The sequence below is a fragment of the Paenibacillus aquistagni genome, from assembly GCF_900177815.1.
Classification (GTDB): domain Bacteria; phylum Bacillota; class Bacilli; order Paenibacillales; family Paenibacillaceae; genus Paenibacillus_B; species Paenibacillus_B aquistagni.
The window spans coordinates 337192-356382 of record NZ_FXAZ01000002.1; the positions used below are offsets into that span (position 1 = coordinate 337192).

Consider the following 19191-nt stretch of genomic DNA (forward strand, 5'->3'; position numbering starts at 1 on the left):
AACAAATTAAGAACGTTTACACCGCTAGTATAATTCATTCATTTGATTAATTCAATTGAATGAATTAGTGAAATCATGAATATTTGATGAATCGAGCCTTCTTGATGCGAAGCATTCCCCGCTGCTCTTTTCTTTTCACCCCTTAACTCATCCCAAAATAAAAAACCGAAGACACGGCTGATAAGAATAACAGCGGTGCCTTCGGCTTGCATCATCACTTTTCAATTATTCCACAAGGGTGGTCTGCCTGCTCCCTTCGCTAAGCCTAACCCTCCGTACCATGCGAGTCACCTGCATCGCGAGGCAGGGCTACCCTTCCCAGCTCATCGCCGTTCCTTGAGCAAGGCTCTTCGCCACATCCAGAACGCGCTGATTGCGCGATCCGCGGAACTTAAGAGTCAAGTCACGCTGCTCCAGGATAAACTTGCCATCGATCATTACATCGATGTATCGGATCATGGCGCGCTTGCTCTCGCACGCCATAATTTCCTCAAAGGTATAACCTGTCCAGCACCAGATATCCTTGCCGCTGCACTCCTGCTTCACTCTCTCAAGCAGAGGAAGAAGCCCCTCCACATTGGCAAAAGGCTCGCCGCCAAGCAGCGATAATCCGCTTATCCGAATATCCGGATCATTCAGATCTTGAATGATCTGATTCTCCAGCTCCTGTGTATAGACCTCCCCATACTGATAGTTCCAAGCAGGAGCGTTGAAGCAGCCCTTGCAGTGATGAGGACACCCGCTCACGAACAGGCTGCATCGCATTCCAATTCCATTTAACAAGTCGAACTTCTTATAATCCGCCACATGCATCTTCGCAGACCCCGCCTACATATGCTTCTTGCGGCTTTGAATTTCGAGGCGTCGTCCCTTGATGACAGGGCGCTGAATAACAGAGCCCAGATATCCGCACAATCTTCTTACGCAAGAAGAGGTTTGAGGATTGTTGTTGCCGCAGTTCGGGCATTGGAAGCCGATCTCTGTTGATTCGAACTCCCCTTCATAGCCGCACTCATAGCAGCGGTCAATCGGTGTGTTGGTGCCAAAATAACCGACACGATCATAAGCATAATCCCACACCGCCTCAAGCCCCTTCGGATTATTGATCAGCGACGGGAACTCCACATAATGAATGAAACCGCCAGAGGAATAGTACGGATAGTCCTTCTCAAACTCAATCTTCTCAAATGGATTCGGGCTCTTGCGAACATCATAATGGAAAGAGTTCGTATAATAATCCTTGTCCGTAATATGCTCAATAGAGCCGTACTTCTCTTTATCCAAGCGGCAGAAGCGGTCTGTCAACGATTCAGACGGCGTTCCATACAAGCCGTAGGCGAAGCCCGATTCGTCCTTCCAAGCATTCACCGCATCCTTCATCGTCGACAGCACTCGGATGCTGAACGCCTTCGCTTCAGGGTTCTGCTGCCAATCGTTGCCGAAGAATACGGTCACCACCTCATGAAGGCCAATGTAGCCTAATGAGATCGTCGCTCTGCCTTTTTCGAAAATATCCATGACCCGATCATCAACACCAAGACGCTTGCCAGTCGCTCCATACTGATATAGAATCGGCGCGTTCTGCGGATGTGCCTTCTCCAATGTCGAGATGCGATACTCCAGCGCCTCATGAGACAGCTCCAGCTTGTCCTGCAGCAGCTTCCAGAATGTCTCTTGATCGCCGCCTGATTCAATGGCGACACGCGGCAGGTTCAATGTCACCACACCCAAGTTGTTGCGCCCATCCGTAATGTATTGTCCATTCTCCTGATAAGAGGACAGGAAGGAACGACAGCCCATCGGCGCCTTGAAGTCCCCTGTAATCTCCACGATCTTGTCATAGCTCAGGATGTCCGGGTACATGCGCTTCGTCGCACATTCGAGCGCGAGCTGCTTAATATCATAGTTCGGATCTAAAGGCTCAAGATTGACGCCGCGCTTCAAGGTAAACACCAGCTTAGGAAATACCGCCGTCTTCTTGCCGCGTCCAAGGCCATCGATGCGAATCTGCATCATGCTCTTCTGAATCTCACGGCAGTACCAGGACGTGCCAAGACCGAAGTTGATTGTCAAAAATGGCGTTTGCCCATTCGAATTGTACAGCGTGTTGATCTCATATTCGAGCGCCTGCATCGAATCATAAATCTCTTTCTTCGTCATCTTGCGCGCGTAATCATCTTGCTTCGCTTCATCTTCAATCCACAGCTTCGCTTCGTTCAGATGCTTGATATACGACTTCTCCGCATAAGGCTCCAGCACCTCGTCCGCGCGATTGAAGGACGTTCCTCCATAGATGTTCGAGGATACGTTGGCTACGATCTGCGACACAAGCGCTGTCGCGGTGGAGATCGACTTCGGCGTCTCTACATCCGCGTTGCCAATGGTAAAGCCATGTTCCAGCATGCCTTTAAAATCAATCAGCATGCAGTTGTACATCGAGAAGAAAGGCGAATAATCCAAGTCATGAAAGTGCAGGTCGCCGTTCGTATGCGCATCCACAATGTGCTTAGGCAGCATCTTGCGCAGTGCATAATCCTTGGCCACCACACCTGCGAGCAAATCCCGCTTCGTATTGAACACATTGGCATCCTTGTTGCCGTTCTCGTTCGTGACCGTCTCCTCCATCTGAACGAGCTCGCTAATCTTTTTATCGATGCTGTTAATCTTATGTCTGAACTCATTGCGCTCATGGCGGTACCGAATGTATGCCTTCGCGAGCTCCTTATTCTTCGACTTCATCAGCTCAAGCTCCACAAGCTCCTGAATCGCTTCAACGGTCGCTTCCTTCTGCTTAAGCAGCTTATGTTCAACCGCGTCCGCCACATGGTGAGCGAGCTGCCCGTTATCCTCCATCCGGATGGCGATCATCGCCTTGCTCACGGCGTTCACAATTTTTTGCTTATCGAATTCTGCTGTTCGTCCATCTCTTTTTATAATCTGCATGGTTTCACCCTCGCTTATCCTATACATGTTCTCCGACTCCCGGCTTATTAGTATAACGCTCCGCCCCCTCGGCTGCCTGTGATGTCGGTAACGATTATAGTGAAATTTTTAAACAAATATTACGTTTTGATGATCATATGGTGGAGAATGGATGTTAAACGAACGAAATCATTACTCTATGATTCTACCCTCGCGATTACGCCCGTATTTCAACATAAAAAAGAGGCTCTTCGCGCTTGAGTCCGCCTTGCATATGCAAGCTCAAACGTTCGAGAACCTCAATCTGCTCTATGCGGTTATGCTGCGGGTGTACGCAAAATGTCTGCTTAATCGACCAGCTGACACTTGTCATGCAGCTGCCTTTGATATCCACAGCCACAAGCATTCCAACATCCAGTCAGACATGGATCCAAGCTATGATCCCATGCTCTTAAAGCGGCTTCTTATCATCCAGCCCCGCTCCTTGCGCCGCAGATACTTCGGCAAACCCTGATAGACGCGTATCGCTTCCTGCCATGCGCCCTTCGCTTCAGCCATGCGTTCCATCTGCGCATATAAGATGCCCATGCGATAAAACACCTCGCAGGAGGACGAATTCAGCGATCTCAATTCATTCAGCTCATGGAGCGCCTTCGTCTTGTCCGAAGCGGAATACAGTGCCGCTAGCCGCAAATAAGGCTCACCGTACTTCACACGCGGGTTCAGCTCCAGCGCCTCTCGTATAGCCGCTTCCCCTAAGGCGCTGTCTCCTGTATGCAGATAGGCGGTGCCAAGATCGTCCAGATACTCCGCTGATTGATCCATTCGTTCTCGAATCGGCTCCAAGACCTCCCGCGCTTCGCGATAGCGCTTGGATTCAATCAACAGATGTCCAAGCTCCTGCTTCGCAGACAAGTTGTGCGGACTCAGCGCAAGCTCCTGCTTGAGCTTCCCGATCCGCTGTCTTCGCTTGATCGGCCGCATCAGACTTGGGGACAGCCCAATAAAGCGGCGATCCAAGATATAAGCAATGATGAGCAATACAATGATGGCGACAAAAGGGTTCCCAAGCAGGAACCACAGCAGACTGAATAAGGCAAATTTCGCCAAACTTTTCCCTCCCTCAGCAAACTACGACTATCATAGCATATTTCTATTTTGTGGAATACCACCATTTTCATTCCAGCTTAATCATGGTGAATCATGTTGAAAATATCAACGATCTCCTCAAGCTTCATGCGCACAAGCCCGCTGGAGGAAGGTGCCACAAAAGCACGGACGCCATCGATGATCGGCTCATCCTGATAACCCCAATCGACCTGTCTCCTGCCGCTAAAGGCTTCATATACGCCCTTGCCTACGAAGCATACGACTTTGGGACGATAACGAGCGACCTTGTCTCTCAGCAGTTCTCTGCCTTCTGCATACTCCTCTGGTGCAATCTCTGCCGCGGTTCGAGTAGGCCGCGCCACAATATTGGTAAAGCCATAGCCCAAGTGAAGAAGATCCTGATCCTCATCCGCCCGATATAATCGAGGCGTGATTCCTGCGCGATACAGAATCGTCCAGAAGCGATTCCTTGGATTCGCATAGTGATGTCCGGTCTCACCTGAGCGAAGACTTGGATTATAGCCAACAAAGAGAATTCGCAAATCCGGTGCCAAATGGTCTGGTATCGGCTTCATATGCTCGCCTGCCTTTCTGTCATGCTAAGCAAATTTTATCACACTGTGGGAATGGAACCAAAAGGACCGCTGTTCATTTCACATGAAGATCCGTTCCGAGCAAGGGGCAAGGAATAGCGATCCGACAGACGCACAACGGAGAGGAGTCGCATGGCTGAACATGACAGAAAGCCGCATTCATGCCCCGAACCCGAGCTGTCCACCAGAATGAACTTTCGTGTTCGTGCGAATGAGGCTGTGCTGCATCTAGGAGTCAATATAATCGAATACATAATAAGAAGCCACCAAAAGAATTCCTATGCCCAATATTGTAGATAGAGCTCCCCAGAGGTACATCCCTTTATTTTTCAAATTCCAGAAAAATATTAGACTATGACCGGTACTATTGACACGAAAGTGATTATAGTGCATAGTGTGTATGTCATAACATCACACCAAAGGAGAAGTGTGCTTATGAAGATAATCATTTCTAATACTTCTGACAGCCCGCTTTATCAACAAATCAAAGACCAAATAAAGGATGCCATTTTTAAAGAAGCATTAGTTGAAGGAGATTCCCTTCCTTCTATCAGAAGCTTTGCCAATGATTTGAAGGTGAGTGTTTTAACGATTCGACGAGTCTATGAGGAGTTGGAGCAAGAAGGCTTTGTCACAAGTCAAGTCGGAATAGGGACTTTTGTCTCTACAGGCAATCTTGAAATGCTTAGAGACTCAAAACGCCGTCTTGTGGAACAAAAAATGCAGGACATGATACAAACTGCAAAATCATTGAATATTAGCAAATGTGAATTAAATGCAATGATGGATATTTTGTACGAGGAGGATTGAAATGAACAGTATTTTAGAGGTATCCGGCTTGAATAAGTCATATGGGGATTTTTCTCTTGATGAGGTAACTTTCTCGTTACCAGAAGGTTGTATTACTGGAATTATTGGAGTTAATGGTGCAGGTAAAACGACTACGTTGCGCTCTATTTTGGGACTAACTAAAAAGAATTCTGGCAGTATTAAATTGTTTGGGTCTGAAATGGAGCACCATGAGCGCGAACTAAAAAATCGTATTGGCATTGTTCTCGATGACGGCTATTTTTATGATGAACTCACCATGGCAGAAATGAAAGATGTAATAGCCCCTGCCTATAGCGCATGGAGTGAACAGGACTATAAACGTTACATGAACCGTTTTTCGCTTGATCCTAAACAAAGAATCAATACGCTGTCCAAAGGTATGCGCATGAAATATGCTCTTGCACTCGCACTTTCTCACCAAGCAGAGCTCCTTATTATGGACGAACCAACCAGCGGGCTTGACCCACTGATTCGCAGCCAATTGCTTACTATTCTGACCGACTACATGAACGAGGGCGGCAAGGGGGTTTTCTTTTCAACGCACATTACTTCTGACCTCGATAAAATTGCTGATATGCTTATTATGATTGATCACGGCAAAATTGTTTTTCAAGAAGAAAAGGACACTCTGCTGGACAGTTATCGAAAAGTAAAGGGAGACACAATGACCCTCAATGCAGATACACGGAAGCTCTTTTTGAGCATATCCACAACAGAGTTTGGATTTACAGGCATTACAAATCAAACAGCAAAAGTACAGAAATGTATGCCAGATGTTGTTGTCGAGCGTCTTACAATAGAAGATATTATGCTCAGTCATGTTGAAGGAGGCAGGGAGTAATGTTATTTCACTTGATTAAGAAAGACTTTATGATTGTTAAAAAATATGTTTTGCTCATGCTGGCGGTTGCCATTCTGATACCGCCCTTTATGCTGTGGCGTGCTCCTGAATTTGCAGGTCCTATGAGCTTTCTGCTCTCCGTGATATTCACTGTATTCATGCTCTTACAGTATGTTTCCATGAAAGAATATCAATACCCCAAAGCATCGACTCTACTTTGTGCTACTCCTTATCCACGCAGTGCACTTGTTAAATCAAAATACGGATTTTGTATTTTCATCTATGCTTTTTGCTGTGTGGTTTACTGGATTGAAACACTTGTATTCCCGAACTTAGGGAGCTTTAGTTTTGAAATGGTGTTGGTTGTGTTTTTGGGAATTTCCATATTTCTAGGCATCTATTTGCCGATCCAATTCAAGTTGGGCTATGAAAAAACGAAATTCTTTTTTGTGATTATTGTAATGGCCTCCCCGTTTTTGCTTCCTCAATTATCAAAGTTAAACATCGGTTTTGATTTTTCCGTCATCCATTCAATTCCCGATGTACTCTTATATGGAATTGTTGCAATATTTAGTTTAATTATTCTTGCTTTTTCAATATTCGTTTCCACAAAGATTTATAGTCAAGTAGATTTGGCATAGTACAGCACTTTGAAAGGGGGATTCAGATATGCCACGATTGCCCGAATGGCTTGTAATAGTATGCATATTGATCCCGATTGGTAATTTGATTTATCGATCATGGAAAAAAAAGAACAAAAAATAAAAGGCGCATTTATGAGTGACGAAACATTGTTATTCTGTATTGCCAGAATTATTACGAGTGTATTTGTCCTTTATGAACTGTAAGATTTGTACATCGCAAAAGGAAAAACGGGAAAGGTAAAAGGCACTGCCGTTGACATACATATTGTAGGCCAAGGACGGAGTCAAGGGGAACAAGCTAATTGATATCTTTCGTTTAGACTTTAGCGCTATGTTTTTATATAAAAGAAGTCGTTGACAGGGTATCTCAACGACTTCTTTAACTACGATAGGACTCAGCCTGTTTCCTTCATGTCTTAAATTAACGCTCCAAGTTTTTTTGAGTTGTCAGGGCAGTGTTTACACGTCACAGGCATATCAGGAAGCAGTCAAAGAAAAAGGCATTACCATGAGCAGATCCCGTAAGTGGACGCCCGCTGATAATGCCTCATCAAATCGTTTCATTCCACCCTAAAGTTTGAAATGTTCGACCTCGAAGGTTTAACCCATACAACGACGGCAGCGTTGAACAGACCGTTCGAGACATCATTTACTATGGCTCATTTCGCATTCAAACTACTGTTCGAGTCAAGACATATTCGCATGCTGCTTGAGCCTATCCCGAGCAGCCATCAAGGCAAATCCTAATAGATTCTCTCCGCGCCAGCGAGCAGGCTGCTCCGCATGAGGATGATCCTGCGCCATTCCGATCCCCCACACCTTGTCATATGGGCTTGCTTCAACTAAGATGCGATCTCCTGTCTGCAACAGATAGTCCATCAGCGCTGCATGCTGACTGAACTTCAGATAGCTGCCCTGCTGCACAATGGCGAGCTTATGCGCATCCCATATCTTATTATCAAAGTTGCGAACCTTGCGTCCCAGCGCCTTCGCCTGATTCGGATGAGCTTGCTGTATGATCTGGTTACGAATAGCAAGGTCTTGAAACAATTCCGCTTTCTTCGCCATCATATAATGCTCTGCTGTAGGATATGTAATCTGATCCTCCACAAAAGGCGCAGGATACCATTGGCTAAAGCAAGCTTTATCCACAATCGCAGGATCTTTGGGCGTATGCCCCCAGAAGAAGAGGTACTTCACCTTGCCATGCTTCAATTCTTGAATCAAAGATTCGATGTTGTATATCGTCGTCATATTGATGTCTCCATTCGATGAACATTAGATTGCATAAATGATCATATGGACCCGCCGTATGATCTCGTCTTCTCTTATTCTACTCGGGCAGTCCCTAAGCTGCATTAGACAAATGATTTATAGCGATATTATCTAAAAATAGTTGCATGACATAACAAGCCGCGTGGGAGCTACTGCTGCCACGCGGCTTGTTGGTTAGTTGGAGGCAGCCAGCCATTTTTCATAAAGCGGAGCCAACTCGCTCTGCAGCGCCTCGCGCTCCACGAACAGCGCAGCTAACAGGCTGGCGTTGTCAGCGTTCTCTGGTGCTGCCAACGCATGGTCTAGTTCGTGAAGCTTCGCTTCGAGCTCGCTAATGTGCTCCTCAAGGCGTCTTATGCGAAGCGCAGTCGTGCGCGCGCTAATGCCTGCGGCATCTGCGCTGTGCTCAGCGCGAGACACCGGATCTCTTTGCGTGCTGGAAGCAGCCAGCATCTGCTGCTGCGCTTCCACGCCCTTCGCCTTGTAATGCTCAAAGCTGCCATGCACGCTGACTAAGCGCCCGTTTTCAAGCGCCCATATCTTGCTCGCAATCCGATTAATAAAGTAACGGTCATGCGATACGGCAAGCACCGTGCCAGGAAAGTCCTCCAGCGCATCCTCAAGCGCCTCACGGGAATCGATGTCAAGATGGTTCGTCGGCTCATCTAGAATGAGCAGATTCGGCTTCTCATGCATCAGGATCGCGAATCTTAAGCGACTCCATTCGCCGCCGGACAGCGAGCGCACCCGCTTGAAGACCTCTGTGCCCATGAACAGGAAACGCGCCAATTGTCCACGCGCTTCGCCTGCCTCCATCCCTACCGCTTCGCGGAAGTAGGTCAGCACGGACGCTTCCTCCGAGGCAGGCGCGTCATCTTGAGCGAGATAGCCCACGTCCACGCGTGAGCCGAGCTTGACTTCACCCTCATCCAGCTGCTCCTTACCTAAGATGCACTTGATCAAGGTGCTCTTGCCCGTTCCGTTGCCGCCGATCAGAGCAACGCGCTCGCCATAGCGCAATCGTTCACTCGCATCATGGAACAGGTTCTTGCCTTGGTAGGACTTGCTCACGCGCTCCAGTGTGACCACCTGCACGCCTGAGCGGTCGCGCAGGTTAATGTCGAGCTCCATCGCTTTACGCTCAAGGATCGGGCGCTTCAGCTTCACCATCCGATCAAGCGCCTTCTGCATCGAGGCGGCCCGGCGGTGAAAGCCCGCATTTGGCGGGTTAGAGCGATTCCCCCATTCAATGAGCTGCTTAATCGACTCCCGCATTTGCTTCATCTTCTTCTGCTGCTCCTGATAATCCGCAAATTGCTGAAGAAGACGAGCTTCCTTCTCCTTCTGATAATTCGTATAGTTCGCGAAGTAAGTGATGGCTTCGCCATCTTCCAGCTCGATGATCTTCGTTACGACACGGTCGAGAAAGTAACGGTCATGCGAGATGACGACCACGGTTCCAGCGTAGGCTTGGAGAAATTGCTCCAGCCAATCGATGGCAGCCATGTCAAGATGATTGGTCGGCTCGTCGAGCAGCAGAATATCTGGCTCGGCAAGCAGCATTGAAGCTAAGCCGATCTTGGTCTTCTCGCCGCCCGACAGCGAAGCAAACGGGCGGGCAAATTGCGACTCGGGGATGCCTAGTCCCGCGGCGACTCGTGCAAGGCGGGCCTCCAGTTCATAGCCGCCTGCGCGCTCGAAGCGCTCTTGCCGTTCACCGTAGCGCTGGAGCAGGTCTGCGAATCGGCGCTCGTCTGCGACAAGAGTATGCTCACTCATCAGCTGCTCCAGCTCGCGCATCTCCTGCTGCCAGCGCTTAGGCTCGGCGAAGCTCCGCTCAAGCACGTCGCGCACCGTTTCGTGCCCTTCCGTATAAGGGACCTGCTCAAGGTAACCGATGCGCGCGCCCTTCTTGATCGCGAGCTGGCCCCCTTCAGGCTTCTCGCTGCCGTTAATGAGCTTGAGCAGCGTCGTCTTGCCGCATCCATTACGGCCGATAAGGCCTACGCGCTCTTTATTGCCGATGTCGCAGGTGACATCCGTTAGAATGGTGTTAGCACCGTATCCTTTTGCGATGTGCTGGCATTGTATCATCATATTGAACTCTCCTCTGTTATCCGCATCAGCGAAAACGAGCAGCCATCCTGCGTCCATTACAACAAAAAAGGCTGCAGGGAAATGCCCCGCAGCCTTCTATCGGCACCTATATCCATAAGCTCCGTATTAAGGATGTGACAGGATGAACATTTCGCTTCGATGGGGTCGTTTGATTGTGTTATGACTAAAAATGGACAGACTGATCCCTTGCATTACGACATCATAAAAAATGCCGCGCAATTGCGAACGAAACGCAGTAAACCCATTCATCCATGCAAATGTCACAGCCAAAAGCAATTCAATTGCCACCATACGCATCATGCACACCCTCTTCAAAGCAGAGTCCATCGTAAACATCCTGTCACACCTCCTTTACTCCTCAAATGTTTGATTTTGTAATCTTATCACGCCTATGACAGAGGGTTCAAGCGGCAGATGCCTGAAAGAACAGTTATAAATAATTTATTCTTTCGGCTTCCCGGCTATCTCCCTCTTTCAAGACCCTGTATCCTGAAGCCTTATCGTGCTCAGCAGTATTCCTTAGTATCCAAATTCAAACAATATGACACCTGTCATCTCGATCTCTTTACAGGTGTGAATATTCCGTCAGCCTTCTCTCCGCTACAATTAAGCTGCTTGATGAATATGAGGGAAGGATGAGTAATGTGGAACAACGCCATGAAAGAATTCGTCTGCTCGATATTTTGCGTGGATTCGCGATTCTAGGAACATTAGGGACAAATATTTGGATATTTACCCATCTAGGCGATTTATCTTATCTGACTACGTATGCTTATACGGGCTGGTGGGAGCTCGATGATCTGCTCCGCATGATCGTATTATTTTTCGTAAACGGCAAGATGCTAGGCTTGCTCACAATCATGTTTGGGGTAGGCATGGAAATGAAGTTCCAGCAAGCGAAGCGCGCTGGCAAGGCCTGGCCGGGCGTCTATATGTGGGTTCTTCTTATCTTGCTGCTGGAAGGCTTGCTTCATTTCATTTTCGTTATGGAGTATGACATCTTAATGAGCTACAGCATTACAGGCATGATTGCAGCCTTCATTATTCGAGGTGGGGATCGCGCCATATCCATCACAATGAAAGTGATTGGCAGCGTACATGTCATCGCGATTTTAGGCATGCTTCTGCTTGGATTAATGGGTGCCAACATGTCACTCGGGAACTTTGATCAGGTGGCTGCTCTCTACCAAGGCGGTTCATGGCTGGAGCAGATACAATATCGACTGACTCATTTCCTTCAGCTTCGGCTAGAGCCGATTTTCGTCATCCCATTGAATGTATTTCTATTTTTGCTTGGTGTTCGCCTCATGCGCTCCGGTGTGTTCGCTCCAGATAAGAATGGGCAGCGGCAGCGGGGCAAGCTGCTGAAGCTGGGCATCTACGTCGGGGTGCCACTGAACCTGCTCATCTTCATACCTGGCGGTATCTTTGACATGCCTGTCCGCTATTTATTTGCTCCTTTTCTGTCACTGGGGTATATAGCTATTGTTGGTAAAATGATACAATACGATAAATGGGATCGCCTCTGGCGTCTGCTTGAGAAGGCTGGAAAGATGTCATTAAGCTGCTATGTTATGCAAAATGTGATCGCATCTGTGCTCTGCTATGGCTGGGGTTTAGCATTAGGCGGCAAGTTGAATTCGTTAACCATTATCGCAATCTGGATTGAGATTTCCGTATTCCAGCTATGGTTCGCCTCAAGATGGCTTCGGGTCTTCAAGCTTGGGCCTATGGAGTCCGTTCGCAGACGTGCGGTAGGAATCTTTCAATCTAGGTAAAACTGGAGGCTATCGATGATCGAGAAGATCTACCCAAGGGATCAGATGAAACATTTTCTGCTCATAGATGTAATTGCAATCGTATATTTGTGCTATTTCGTTCTAAGCACGCGTTCCGATCTTGGTCTCTTGGGAAGCCTTATGTCCCTAAGCTTATTTTTGGTTTCCTTTTATATTGCACTATGGCATCGGAATATCTATCTGCTGGCAGCTGTTCTATCAGGTCTCGGTACAATAGCGGTACTTAGTATCTTTATTGATCCCAATCTTCTCATGTTCGGATTTATATTTGCCGAACTGCTGGGCAGATCGAAGTCCAAATGGCAAATTGGCGTCGGAACTGCAGGCATAGTCCTTATGCACGCGTTAGTCGCAAGATGGGGAGTAAATGATTTCTATGCCAAGTATATGATGCATCTCCCCATTATAATTATCCAGATACTCCTGCCTTCTATTCTATACATAAGAGCGAGAGCGGCCAGTCTGCAAGGCCAACTGGATTCTGCCAATGAACAACTTGAACAATATGCCCTGCAGGAGGAAAGACACCGCATCGCACGCGATCTCCATGATACGCTGGGACAAACCTTAACGATGATCAAATTGAAAAGCGAACTTGCTGCCAGATGGGTAGATAAAGACCCTGTGCAGGCCAAGGAAGAGCTGAAGGACATCATGGATTCCTCGCGAATTGCCCTTAAGCAAGTGCGGGAACTCGTTTCCGAAATGAAGTTCATATCTTTAACAAGCGAGCTTGCGCACTCGCGCAAGCTGCTGCATACAGCCGGCATTGAGCTTGAAATTGTAGAGCAGAGGACTCCCCCACTGCTATCCAGTGTCGAGGAAACAATGATGGCTCTCTCGGTGCGGGAAGCCATTACAAATACGATTAAGCATAGTCAGGCACAGCACTGCACGATACAGCTTCAAATGATAGATAACAGGTACACCATATCCATAACGGATGATGGCGTCGGCCTAAGCCACAAAGAAGGCGGAAATGGCATTCTGTCAATGAAGGAACGAATGCAGGCGCTGAACGGCACTCTTACAGTGGAATGCTCGCCTGACGGAGGGACTGCGGTTACAATGATGCTCCCTCTCCATCAACTCAGAAAGGAGAGTACTGCTACATGATCCGTGTTGTGATTGCTGAAGACCAGCAGATGCTGCGCGGTGCCTTCGCCTCATTGCTGAAGTTCGAAGACGATATTGAAGTATTGGCAGAAGTGGCGGATGGAGAGCAAGCATGGGAAGCCATACAGCAGCATAAGCCTGACGTATGCGTGGTGGATATTGAAATGCCGCACATGAGCGGCTTAGCGTTGGCAATGCAAATCAGAGATGCCGGCCTTCCCTGCAAAATTGTGATCGTTACGACCTTTGCCCGGCCTGGTTATTTGCAAAAGGCAATGAATGCCCATGTGAATGCCTACCTGCTTAAGGATGAACCGATCGATTATCTCATTGAATCCATTCGTAGGGTCATGTCTGGAGAACGGGTGATCAGCACCGATCTGGCTGCAGTACTCTTCATGAACAATGAGAATCCATTAAGCGAGAGGGAAGCCGAGATGCTGAGGCTTACGAAGGAAGGCATGACGACAAGCGAAATTAGCAAAGCCCTCTTCTTGACGATTGGCACGGTGCGAAACTATCTGTCCTCTGCCATTCAAAAGCTGGATGCCGAATCGAGGCAGCAGGCAGCAGCCATTGCCGAGGAGAAGGGATGGCTTTAAAGGGGGCCTTTTAGATAAGTACAACCCAACAATCAAAGCTCCCTTTATCTTCTTCAAATATTGTGCCCTGTTCAATCTGTGGCGAATCGAGATCAACACCACGTTCACTTGTTCCCTTTTTGAGGGATAATACTTTATTTCCTGTGAGATCGGTGACGACCTGGGCATTCAAACCAGACCATCGTGGCGTATAATGGGGATCCTCAAAATCTTGGACATAATTTATGACATTGGAAGGTTTTTCTTTCGTCCCTACACCTGCTATACGCAGTTCCCTAAGCGTAATTTCTCCTGTCGCATAACGTTTATATAGCCCGACTTGGCCTATTAGAGTCTTCTTCTAACATAAATAGATTTTAATTCATTGCCTTCGCCGAATAGACAATTTTATTCTCTTTATGGACTATCCTACCCAAATGCGTTAGGGTAGACAGGCTTTGCCCAACATCTATGATAATATAGGCTTAACAAATGAAGGGGCTAGATTTATGCTACGTAAATTCAAGATCCAACATCGATTAATTAGCACTTTCCTGGTCGTTTCGGTTATTCCCATCATCTTTCTTGGATATTACGCCTATCAAATCTATTCAGAATCGATCAGCGACAAGCTCAGCAAATCTACCTACCAGGCTGTCACCTTAGTCAACAAAAACCTGCTTGCCGAGCTTCAGAATTATCAATACCTGTGTGGATCGATCTCGACGAATGAATTTGTTCAAGCGAACCTGCCTAAGGAAGGTGCGCAGCAAGAAGTCGATGAGAATGCCAAGGAAGCGGCAATGGATGACATATACAGAACGATCTTTCCTTCTCACGTCGTTAACGTAAGCATCGTGGATTCGAACCATCATCTCTTTTATGAGCTCGGATTCGAGACCATCAGCAGTCAAGCCTTGGAGAAAGCCATACAAGATGTCGATAAGAGTGCCCCTTATGATGGCCTTACTTATATTAAAACGGTGAGGTCGTACGATACGATCGTTTTGGGTAGAAAAATACATGCCTTGAATGATAGTTCCGTCCAGATCGGATATGCCTTTGTATTCATCAGTAACGATCTGTTCACGAAAAACATTCTTTCTAGCGTCGATTTAGGAACAGGCTCGAAACTCATGATCATGGGACGTGATGGAAGCGTTTTATCTGCCAATGACAAGGAGGTCGCATTAGGAGAATCTTATGCTGACCCCGAACTTTTTAATTTAATCAAGGAACAGCAAGCACAGGGCAGCCACTCTTTTTCTGCACAGGTCAATCATGAATATCAGCAAATTTCTTATATCTATAATAAGCAGGTCGGCTGGTATCTCGTATCGATGATGCCGTATTCATATATTAATTCGGAGACGAACAGAATTACCACCAGCATCACGATGATCAGCTTGATTATCGTCCTTTTCTGCATCGTCATCATCTCTTTCATGTATAACAGCATCGTCAAACCGATCAAAAAAATCATCGCATTTAGCAATCAAATTTCAAATGGCGAATTCTCAAATCGCATTCAAGATCAGCATGAGGATGAAATGGGCGTACTCTCTCGCAAAATTAATAGCATGGTGGATGAAATTGAGAAACTAATGCACAATCAAAAGCTGGATCAAAAACGCAAGCGTGAACTTGAGCTCCAGATGCTTCAATCTCAGATTAATCCACACTTTCTATTCAATACCTTGAATACACTGCGATGGCTGGCCATTATCAATCAAGTTCCGGTGTTAAGCAACGGGATTAGCTCTTTATCTGAATTACTTCACAGTACGATCTTGGATCAGGATGAGGAAATTACGATTGGACAGGAGATTCATAATCTAACCCATTATTTTGAGATACAGAAAATTCGCTATGCAGATAGCTTTCATTTTGAATTTGAAATCGATGAAGAACTTCTCAACTGCCGCATTCCCAAATTGATCTTGCAGCCTGTAGCCGAGAACGCGATCATTCATGGCTTATCTGATCATGGGAAGTCTATCGAGATAACAATCAAAGTGCAGCAAATGGAACAACAGATTCATATTGAAATCAGCGACAATGGCAAAGGATTTGATACAAGCCTCATTCATGCCCCACACAATAATAAGAAATTGTCTGGCATCGGGATCATGAACGTGAATGAGCGCATTAAGCTCTGTTATGGAGAAGAATATGGCTTATTTATATCGAGTGCGATCGGTCAAGGTACCCGCTGCAAAATAATCATTCCTATACATGAGTAAAGAGTTACAAGGGGGTCTTCACAATGTATAACGTGCTGCTAGTAGATGATGAACCAATTGTAAAAATCGCCCTTCGAACGATGATCCATTGGGATGAGCTTGGTTTTCCGATCTGCGGAACGGCCTCTGATGGGCAAGAAGCTTTGAATTTGGTAGGAAAATTAAAGCCAGATATCATCATTACGGATCTCAAAATGCCGAATATGGATGGCCTTCAATTCATGCGAGAGCTTAACGCGCAAAACTATAAAGGAAAAGTTATTGTAGCAAGTAACTTCGGGGATTATGAGCTTGTACGCGAAGCGTTGCTGCTTGGTGCTGTTGATTATATTCTAAAAATTAGCATCCAAACAGAGGGGCTTATTACACAGCTTCGGCAGACAGCCAGTCTTCTTCAGGAAGAGCAGCATACTTTACAAGAACAGGAAGCGAAGGATCGATTTCTGAGAAACAATCTAAAAAGCGTTAAGAGTTCTATTTTAAAAGATTACTTTACGGATACGCATTACGATATCCATCATTTTCTGCAAAATAAACAAATTGTACTGAATTTGTGGGCGACTCCCTGTTATTTATTTTATATTACGTTTGATTTCGACCCGGCCGATGAACATAGGATAAAAGGAAATATTTCGGCTTCGTTTATCGAGAATACGATCCTTAATCTCATTGAGACGGTCAACGATATGGAAGTCTTTCAAGTAGAAGCCAACAGCATTATTGCGTTGATTCCCGTTCAACAGCTAATCGATCATCATATGGAACCGGCCGTTTTTATGAGCAAAGTTTGCAAATTAATTGAAATGTATATTTCGTTAAAGCCTATTATCGTATTCACGAAACAATTCGTTGGCTATGATGAAGCAAGGCGGAAATATCGGGCATGTATGGACGCCTTGCATATCAATTTCTATAATCAACTTTCCACGATTGATGTAAGTGAAGTCGAATTTTCGTTAGATATGGGGCAAGCGAACTACGTAGATTACTCGATATCCGTCCTTCAGCAGTGGCAAAAGGAGGGCAAGGATTCGATCAAAAACAGGCTGGAAACATTAGCCCAGAAATGTAAGCGCAATCAAATTCACCCGGATACCGTCAAAGAATTCATCATGAAGTGCCTTGATTATATTCCCTTAAGCGAGAGCAAGATTCAAGTCCATGATGCAGAGCAATATCAGAACCATAGAAAAAGCATCGCGATTTGCAAAACAATGGATGCTCTATTGTCCGAGACATGGCAAGCTTTCGAATGTTTAACTTTATTATCGGAAGCTCCCACTCTACCTATATTAAAGAAAGAAGTACAAGATGTGATTCAGTATATTGAATCACATTACCAAGATAAAATTACACTTGAAATGATCGCAGATCATGTCAACTTCAGCGAGAATTATTTGTGCCGCGTGTTCAAGGAACAAGTAGGGACAAGCCTGATTACCTATATCAACCATGTGAGAATGGATAAAGCGGCAGCGTTAATCATGCAGGGCAGCACGTATATGAAGGAGGTCGCCTCGTTGGTAGGCATAAGCGATCAATTCTACTTCAATCGATTATTTAAAAAACAATTCGGCATCTCTCCTTCCGAATATAAGTCTAGACAATTAGCATCTACCAGACAACTAGCATCTAAAACAAATAGCTAAAAATAAAAGCGTCCCATGCGTCACTTTGACGACGTGTGGGACACTTCGACTGCTATTTCCGCTTGAATTTTTCCAAATGCCTTCTCGACGTTTTCCATCCACTCATCCGTCGTCATCTTCCCCGTCATGATCGGAGTCATCGCCTTCTTGAACAGTTCTGTCTTTATATCAATCTCCGAACCCTTCGGAAGAGCTTTCCAATCTTGAAGAATCGTTGTTGCGCCGTCATATGCACGGAACATTTCATATACACCCGGCGATAAGTAAGGCTTTGAAAGCTCTTTAGCATCCTTGAGCGCATATACACCATTCGATTTATCAGCAAACAATTTAACGGATGCATCGGTGTAAAGGAATTTCAGGAATTCCTTGGCTAGCTCCGGATTTTTGGCCCTTGCTGGGATCGAAAATTGTTCATAGCTGGTAAGGATATAACGTTGGTCCCCTTTGTTAAATACAGGAACAGGTATCATGCCGAACTCGAAGCCCGGTTCTCTAGGCGAGTTTTTCATTTCATTTTCCATCCAGGTTGCATTGACAATAAATACAGCTTTCCCAAGCATCATATCGGTCTGCGATTGCGTATGGTTCAAAGCAACCGTCCCATCCATTAAGAAGCCTTTCGTACCAAGCTTAGCGAATGTATCAAGCACTTTCTTAACCTCTTTTGTCCTGAAAGAGCCGGGTTCATACGCAAAAATTTGTTTAAGATGATCGATACCCGCCGTATTCGCAATCGAAGGATACATGATTTCCTCTAAGTAATTCGGATAAATGCCTTGGTAGGTAAACAAGGCTCTCTTCTTCTTATTGCCCTGCTCATCGACAATAAAATGGTCTTCCTTCTTTAATTCCTCATCCAATGCGAAGAATTCATCCCATGTTTCGGGCAGCTTCCACCCTTTTTCTCGAAATAAATTTTTGTTGTAGATCACCCCCATCGGACCCGCATTAAAGGGTGCCAAATAGATTCTTCCATCTTGGTACGGCGAAAATCTCGTGCTCTCCAGCATGCCCGGAAGAACCATATCCTTCAGCAACTGATCCTTGTCCAATGCCTTGCTCTCAAAAACATCCGTAATATCTAACAACGCTTTTTCCTTCACTAAGGAGTCAATTAACCCACTTTGCTCCGTATCCATAATGGCTAAAAAGTCAGGTGGGTTACCTGCCACCAGTTGGGGTCTGATGACATCAGTAATTCTAGGGCTGATTGTCAAATTGACCTTCACGCCTGGATACGCTTGTTCAAACATCGTGATGACTTCTTCCCAGTATTCAGGTCCATATCCACCTTGAAATACGGCAATACTTAATTCCTTGTCATTAAAATCCACCCCCTCATCGGTGGGTATTGGACGATTTTGAATGGAAACGGCATGATTACTCCATCCGATGAACCCTCCTATAAGAATAACGACTAAGAATAAGCCTACCATTTTCCGCATTGCGCCCACTCCTAAGCACTT

At 46.1% G+C, this 19191-nt stretch carries 17 protein-coding genes; 8 read left to right on the top strand and 9 right to left on the bottom strand.

Going from position 1 to position 19191, the window contains the following annotated elements:
- Positions 1-38 precede the first annotated feature (38 nt).
- The 5 genes from B9Y93_RS24340 to B9Y93_RS10330 all read right to left on the bottom strand — a co-directional run bounded on the left by B9Y93_RS24340 (position 39) and on the right by B9Y93_RS10330 (position 4607).
- The gene (locus B9Y93_RS24340) at positions 39-218 is read right to left on the bottom strand and encodes a hypothetical protein (protein ID WP_139829158.1); all 180 of its coding nucleotides are present in this window, start codon (positions 216-218) and stop codon (positions 39-41) included.
- A 91-nt stretch (positions 219-309) separates the two neighbouring features.
- Positions 310-813, bottom strand: coding sequence for an anaerobic ribonucleoside-triphosphate reductase activating protein (gene nrdG / locus B9Y93_RS10310; RefSeq protein WP_085494319.1), 504 nt, complete (start codon positions 811-813; stop codon positions 310-312).
- A 15-nt stretch (positions 814-828) separates the two neighbouring features.
- Positions 829-2970, bottom strand: coding sequence for an anaerobic ribonucleoside-triphosphate reductase (gene nrdD / locus B9Y93_RS10315; RefSeq protein WP_085494320.1), 2142 nt, complete (start codon positions 2968-2970; stop codon positions 829-831).
- 387 nt (positions 2971-3357) lie between these two features.
- Positions 3358-4032, bottom strand: coding sequence for a tetratricopeptide repeat protein (locus B9Y93_RS10325; RefSeq protein ID WP_085494322.1), 675 nt, complete (start codon positions 4030-4032; stop codon positions 3358-3360).
- Positions 4033-4109: 77 nt separating this feature from the next.
- Positions 4110-4607 carry a mismatch-specific DNA-glycosylase gene (locus tag B9Y93_RS10330; protein ID WP_085494323.1) on the bottom strand — a complete coding sequence of 166 codons (498 nt, stop codon included), beginning with the start codon at positions 4605-4607 and terminating at the stop codon, positions 4110-4112.
- 453 nt (positions 4608-5060) lie between these two features.
- Here B9Y93_RS10330 and B9Y93_RS10335 point away from each other — a divergent pair, with 453 nt between their 5' ends.
- Genes B9Y93_RS10335 through B9Y93_RS10345 form a run of 3 tightly spaced genes read left to right on the top strand, consistent with a single transcriptional unit; the run spans position 5061 to position 6938 of the window.
- Entirely contained in the window at positions 5061-5435 is a 375-nt protein-coding gene (locus B9Y93_RS10335) for a GntR family transcriptional regulator (protein ID WP_085494324.1), read from the top strand.
- Position 5436: 1 nt separating this feature from the next.
- Positions 5437-6297: an ABC transporter ATP-binding protein gene (locus tag B9Y93_RS10340; RefSeq protein ID WP_085494325.1), complete on the top strand. Its 861-nt coding sequence runs from the start codon at positions 5437-5439 to the stop codon at positions 6295-6297.
- A complete protein-coding gene (locus B9Y93_RS10345) occupies positions 6297-6938 on the top strand; it encodes an ABC-2 transporter permease (protein ID WP_085494326.1) in 642 nt (213 codons plus the stop codon). Before B9Y93_RS10340 ends, B9Y93_RS10345 begins: the two co-directional genes overlap by 1 nt.
- Positions 6939-7628: 690 nt before the next feature.
- On the opposite strand, the gene B9Y93_RS10350 is transcribed toward B9Y93_RS10345, so the two are convergent.
- The 3 genes from B9Y93_RS10350 to B9Y93_RS10360 all read right to left on the bottom strand — a co-directional run bounded on the left by B9Y93_RS10350 (position 7629) and on the right by B9Y93_RS10360 (position 10670).
- Positions 7629-8195, bottom strand: a complete 567-nt coding sequence (locus B9Y93_RS10350) for a riboflavin biosynthesis intermediates N-glycosidase (protein ID WP_085494327.1) — start codon at positions 8193-8195, stop codon at positions 7629-7631.
- A gap of 195 nt (positions 8196-8390) precedes the next feature.
- On the bottom strand, positions 8391-10313 hold the full coding sequence (abc-f, locus tag B9Y93_RS10355; protein WP_085494328.1) for a ribosomal protection-like ABC-F family protein: 1923 nt from the start codon (positions 10311-10313) through the stop codon (positions 8391-8393).
- Positions 10314-10439: 126 nt separating this feature from the next.
- Positions 10440-10670 (bottom strand): RAxF-45 family protein, encoded by a 231-nt coding sequence (locus B9Y93_RS10360; RefSeq protein ID WP_085494329.1) that lies wholly within the window; start codon positions 10668-10670, stop codon positions 10440-10442.
- 308 nt (positions 10671-10978) lie between these two features.
- Between B9Y93_RS10360 and B9Y93_RS10365 the strand changes: the two genes are divergently transcribed.
- From B9Y93_RS10365 to B9Y93_RS10385, 5 genes are all read left to right on the top strand, one after another.
- The gene (locus B9Y93_RS10365; RefSeq protein WP_085494563.1) at positions 10979-12112 is read left to right on the top strand and encodes a DUF418 domain-containing protein; all 1134 of its coding nucleotides are present in this window, start codon (positions 10979-10981) and stop codon (positions 12110-12112) included.
- A 15-nt stretch (positions 12113-12127) separates the two neighbouring features.
- The gene (locus B9Y93_RS10370; RefSeq protein ID WP_085494330.1) at positions 12128-13249 is read left to right on the top strand and encodes a sensor histidine kinase; all 1122 of its coding nucleotides are present in this window, start codon (positions 12128-12130) and stop codon (positions 13247-13249) included.
- Entirely contained in the window at positions 13246-13851 is a 606-nt protein-coding gene (locus B9Y93_RS10375) for a response regulator transcription factor (RefSeq protein WP_085494331.1), read from the top strand. The genes B9Y93_RS10370 and B9Y93_RS10375 overlap by 4 nt, the downstream gene beginning before the upstream one ends.
- Before the next feature lie 488 nt (positions 13852-14339).
- Positions 14340-16073 carry a sensor histidine kinase gene (locus B9Y93_RS10380; protein WP_085494332.1) on the top strand — a complete coding sequence of 578 codons (1734 nt, stop codon included), beginning with the start codon at positions 14340-14342 and terminating at the stop codon, positions 16071-16073.
- A 23-nt stretch (positions 16074-16096) separates the two neighbouring features.
- Positions 16097-17722 carry a response regulator transcription factor gene (locus B9Y93_RS10385; RefSeq protein ID WP_085494333.1) on the top strand — a complete coding sequence of 542 codons (1626 nt, stop codon included), beginning with the start codon at positions 16097-16099 and terminating at the stop codon, positions 17720-17722.
- Positions 17723-17742: 20 nt separating this feature from the next.
- On the opposite strand, the gene B9Y93_RS10390 is transcribed toward B9Y93_RS10385, so the two are convergent.
- Entirely contained in the window at positions 17743-19170 is a 1428-nt protein-coding gene (locus B9Y93_RS10390) for a carbohydrate ABC transporter substrate-binding protein (RefSeq protein ID WP_085494334.1), read from the bottom strand.
- Positions 19171-19191: the final 21 nt, after the last annotated feature.

What these genes read in the sequence shown, in the direction of transcription:
- nrdG (WP_085494319.1), bottom strand. Translation starts at nt 813, where the DNA reads ATGCATGTGGCGGATTATAAGAAGTTCGACTTGTTAAATGGAATTGGA.
- B9Y93_RS10350 (WP_085494327.1), bottom strand. Translation starts at nt 8,195, where the DNA reads ATGACGACGATATACAACATCGAATCTTTGATTCAAGAATTGAAGCAT.
- nrdD (WP_085494320.1), bottom strand. Translation starts at nt 2,970, where the DNA reads ATGTATAGGATAAGCGAGGGTGAAACCATGCAGATTATAAAAAGAGAT.
- B9Y93_RS10330 (WP_085494323.1), bottom strand. Translation starts at nt 4,607, where the DNA reads ATGAAGCCGATACCAGACCATTTGGCACCGGATTTGCGAATTCTCTTT.
- B9Y93_RS10380 (WP_085494332.1), top strand. Translation starts at nt 14,340, where the DNA reads ATGCTACGTAAATTCAAGATCCAACATCGATTAATTAGCACTTTCCTG.
- B9Y93_RS10370 (WP_085494330.1), top strand. Translation starts at nt 12,128, where the DNA reads ATGATCGAGAAGATCTACCCAAGGGATCAGATGAAACATTTTCTGCTC.
- B9Y93_RS10335 (WP_085494324.1), top strand. Translation starts at nt 5,061, where the DNA reads ATGAAGATAATCATTTCTAATACTTCTGACAGCCCGCTTTATCAACAA.
- B9Y93_RS10390 (WP_085494334.1), bottom strand. Translation starts at nt 19,170, where the DNA reads ATGCGGAAAATGGTAGGCTTATTCTTAGTCGTTATTCTTATAGGAGGG.
- B9Y93_RS10385 (WP_085494333.1), top strand. Translation starts at nt 16,097, where the DNA reads ATGTATAACGTGCTGCTAGTAGATGATGAACCAATTGTAAAAATCGCC.
- B9Y93_RS10360 (WP_085494329.1), bottom strand. Translation starts at nt 10,670, where the DNA reads ATGTTTACGATGGACTCTGCTTTGAAGAGGGTGTGCATGATGCGTATG.
- B9Y93_RS10340 (WP_085494325.1), top strand. Translation starts at nt 5,437, where the DNA reads ATGAACAGTATTTTAGAGGTATCCGGCTTGAATAAGTCATATGGGGAT.
- B9Y93_RS10375 (WP_085494331.1), top strand. Translation starts at nt 13,246, where the DNA reads ATGATCCGTGTTGTGATTGCTGAAGACCAGCAGATGCTGCGCGGTGCC.
- abc-f (WP_085494328.1), bottom strand. Translation starts at nt 10,313, where the DNA reads ATGATGATACAATGCCAGCACATCGCAAAAGGATACGGTGCTAACACC.
- B9Y93_RS10345 (WP_085494326.1), top strand. Translation starts at nt 6,297, where the DNA reads ATGTTATTTCACTTGATTAAGAAAGACTTTATGATTGTTAAAAAATAT.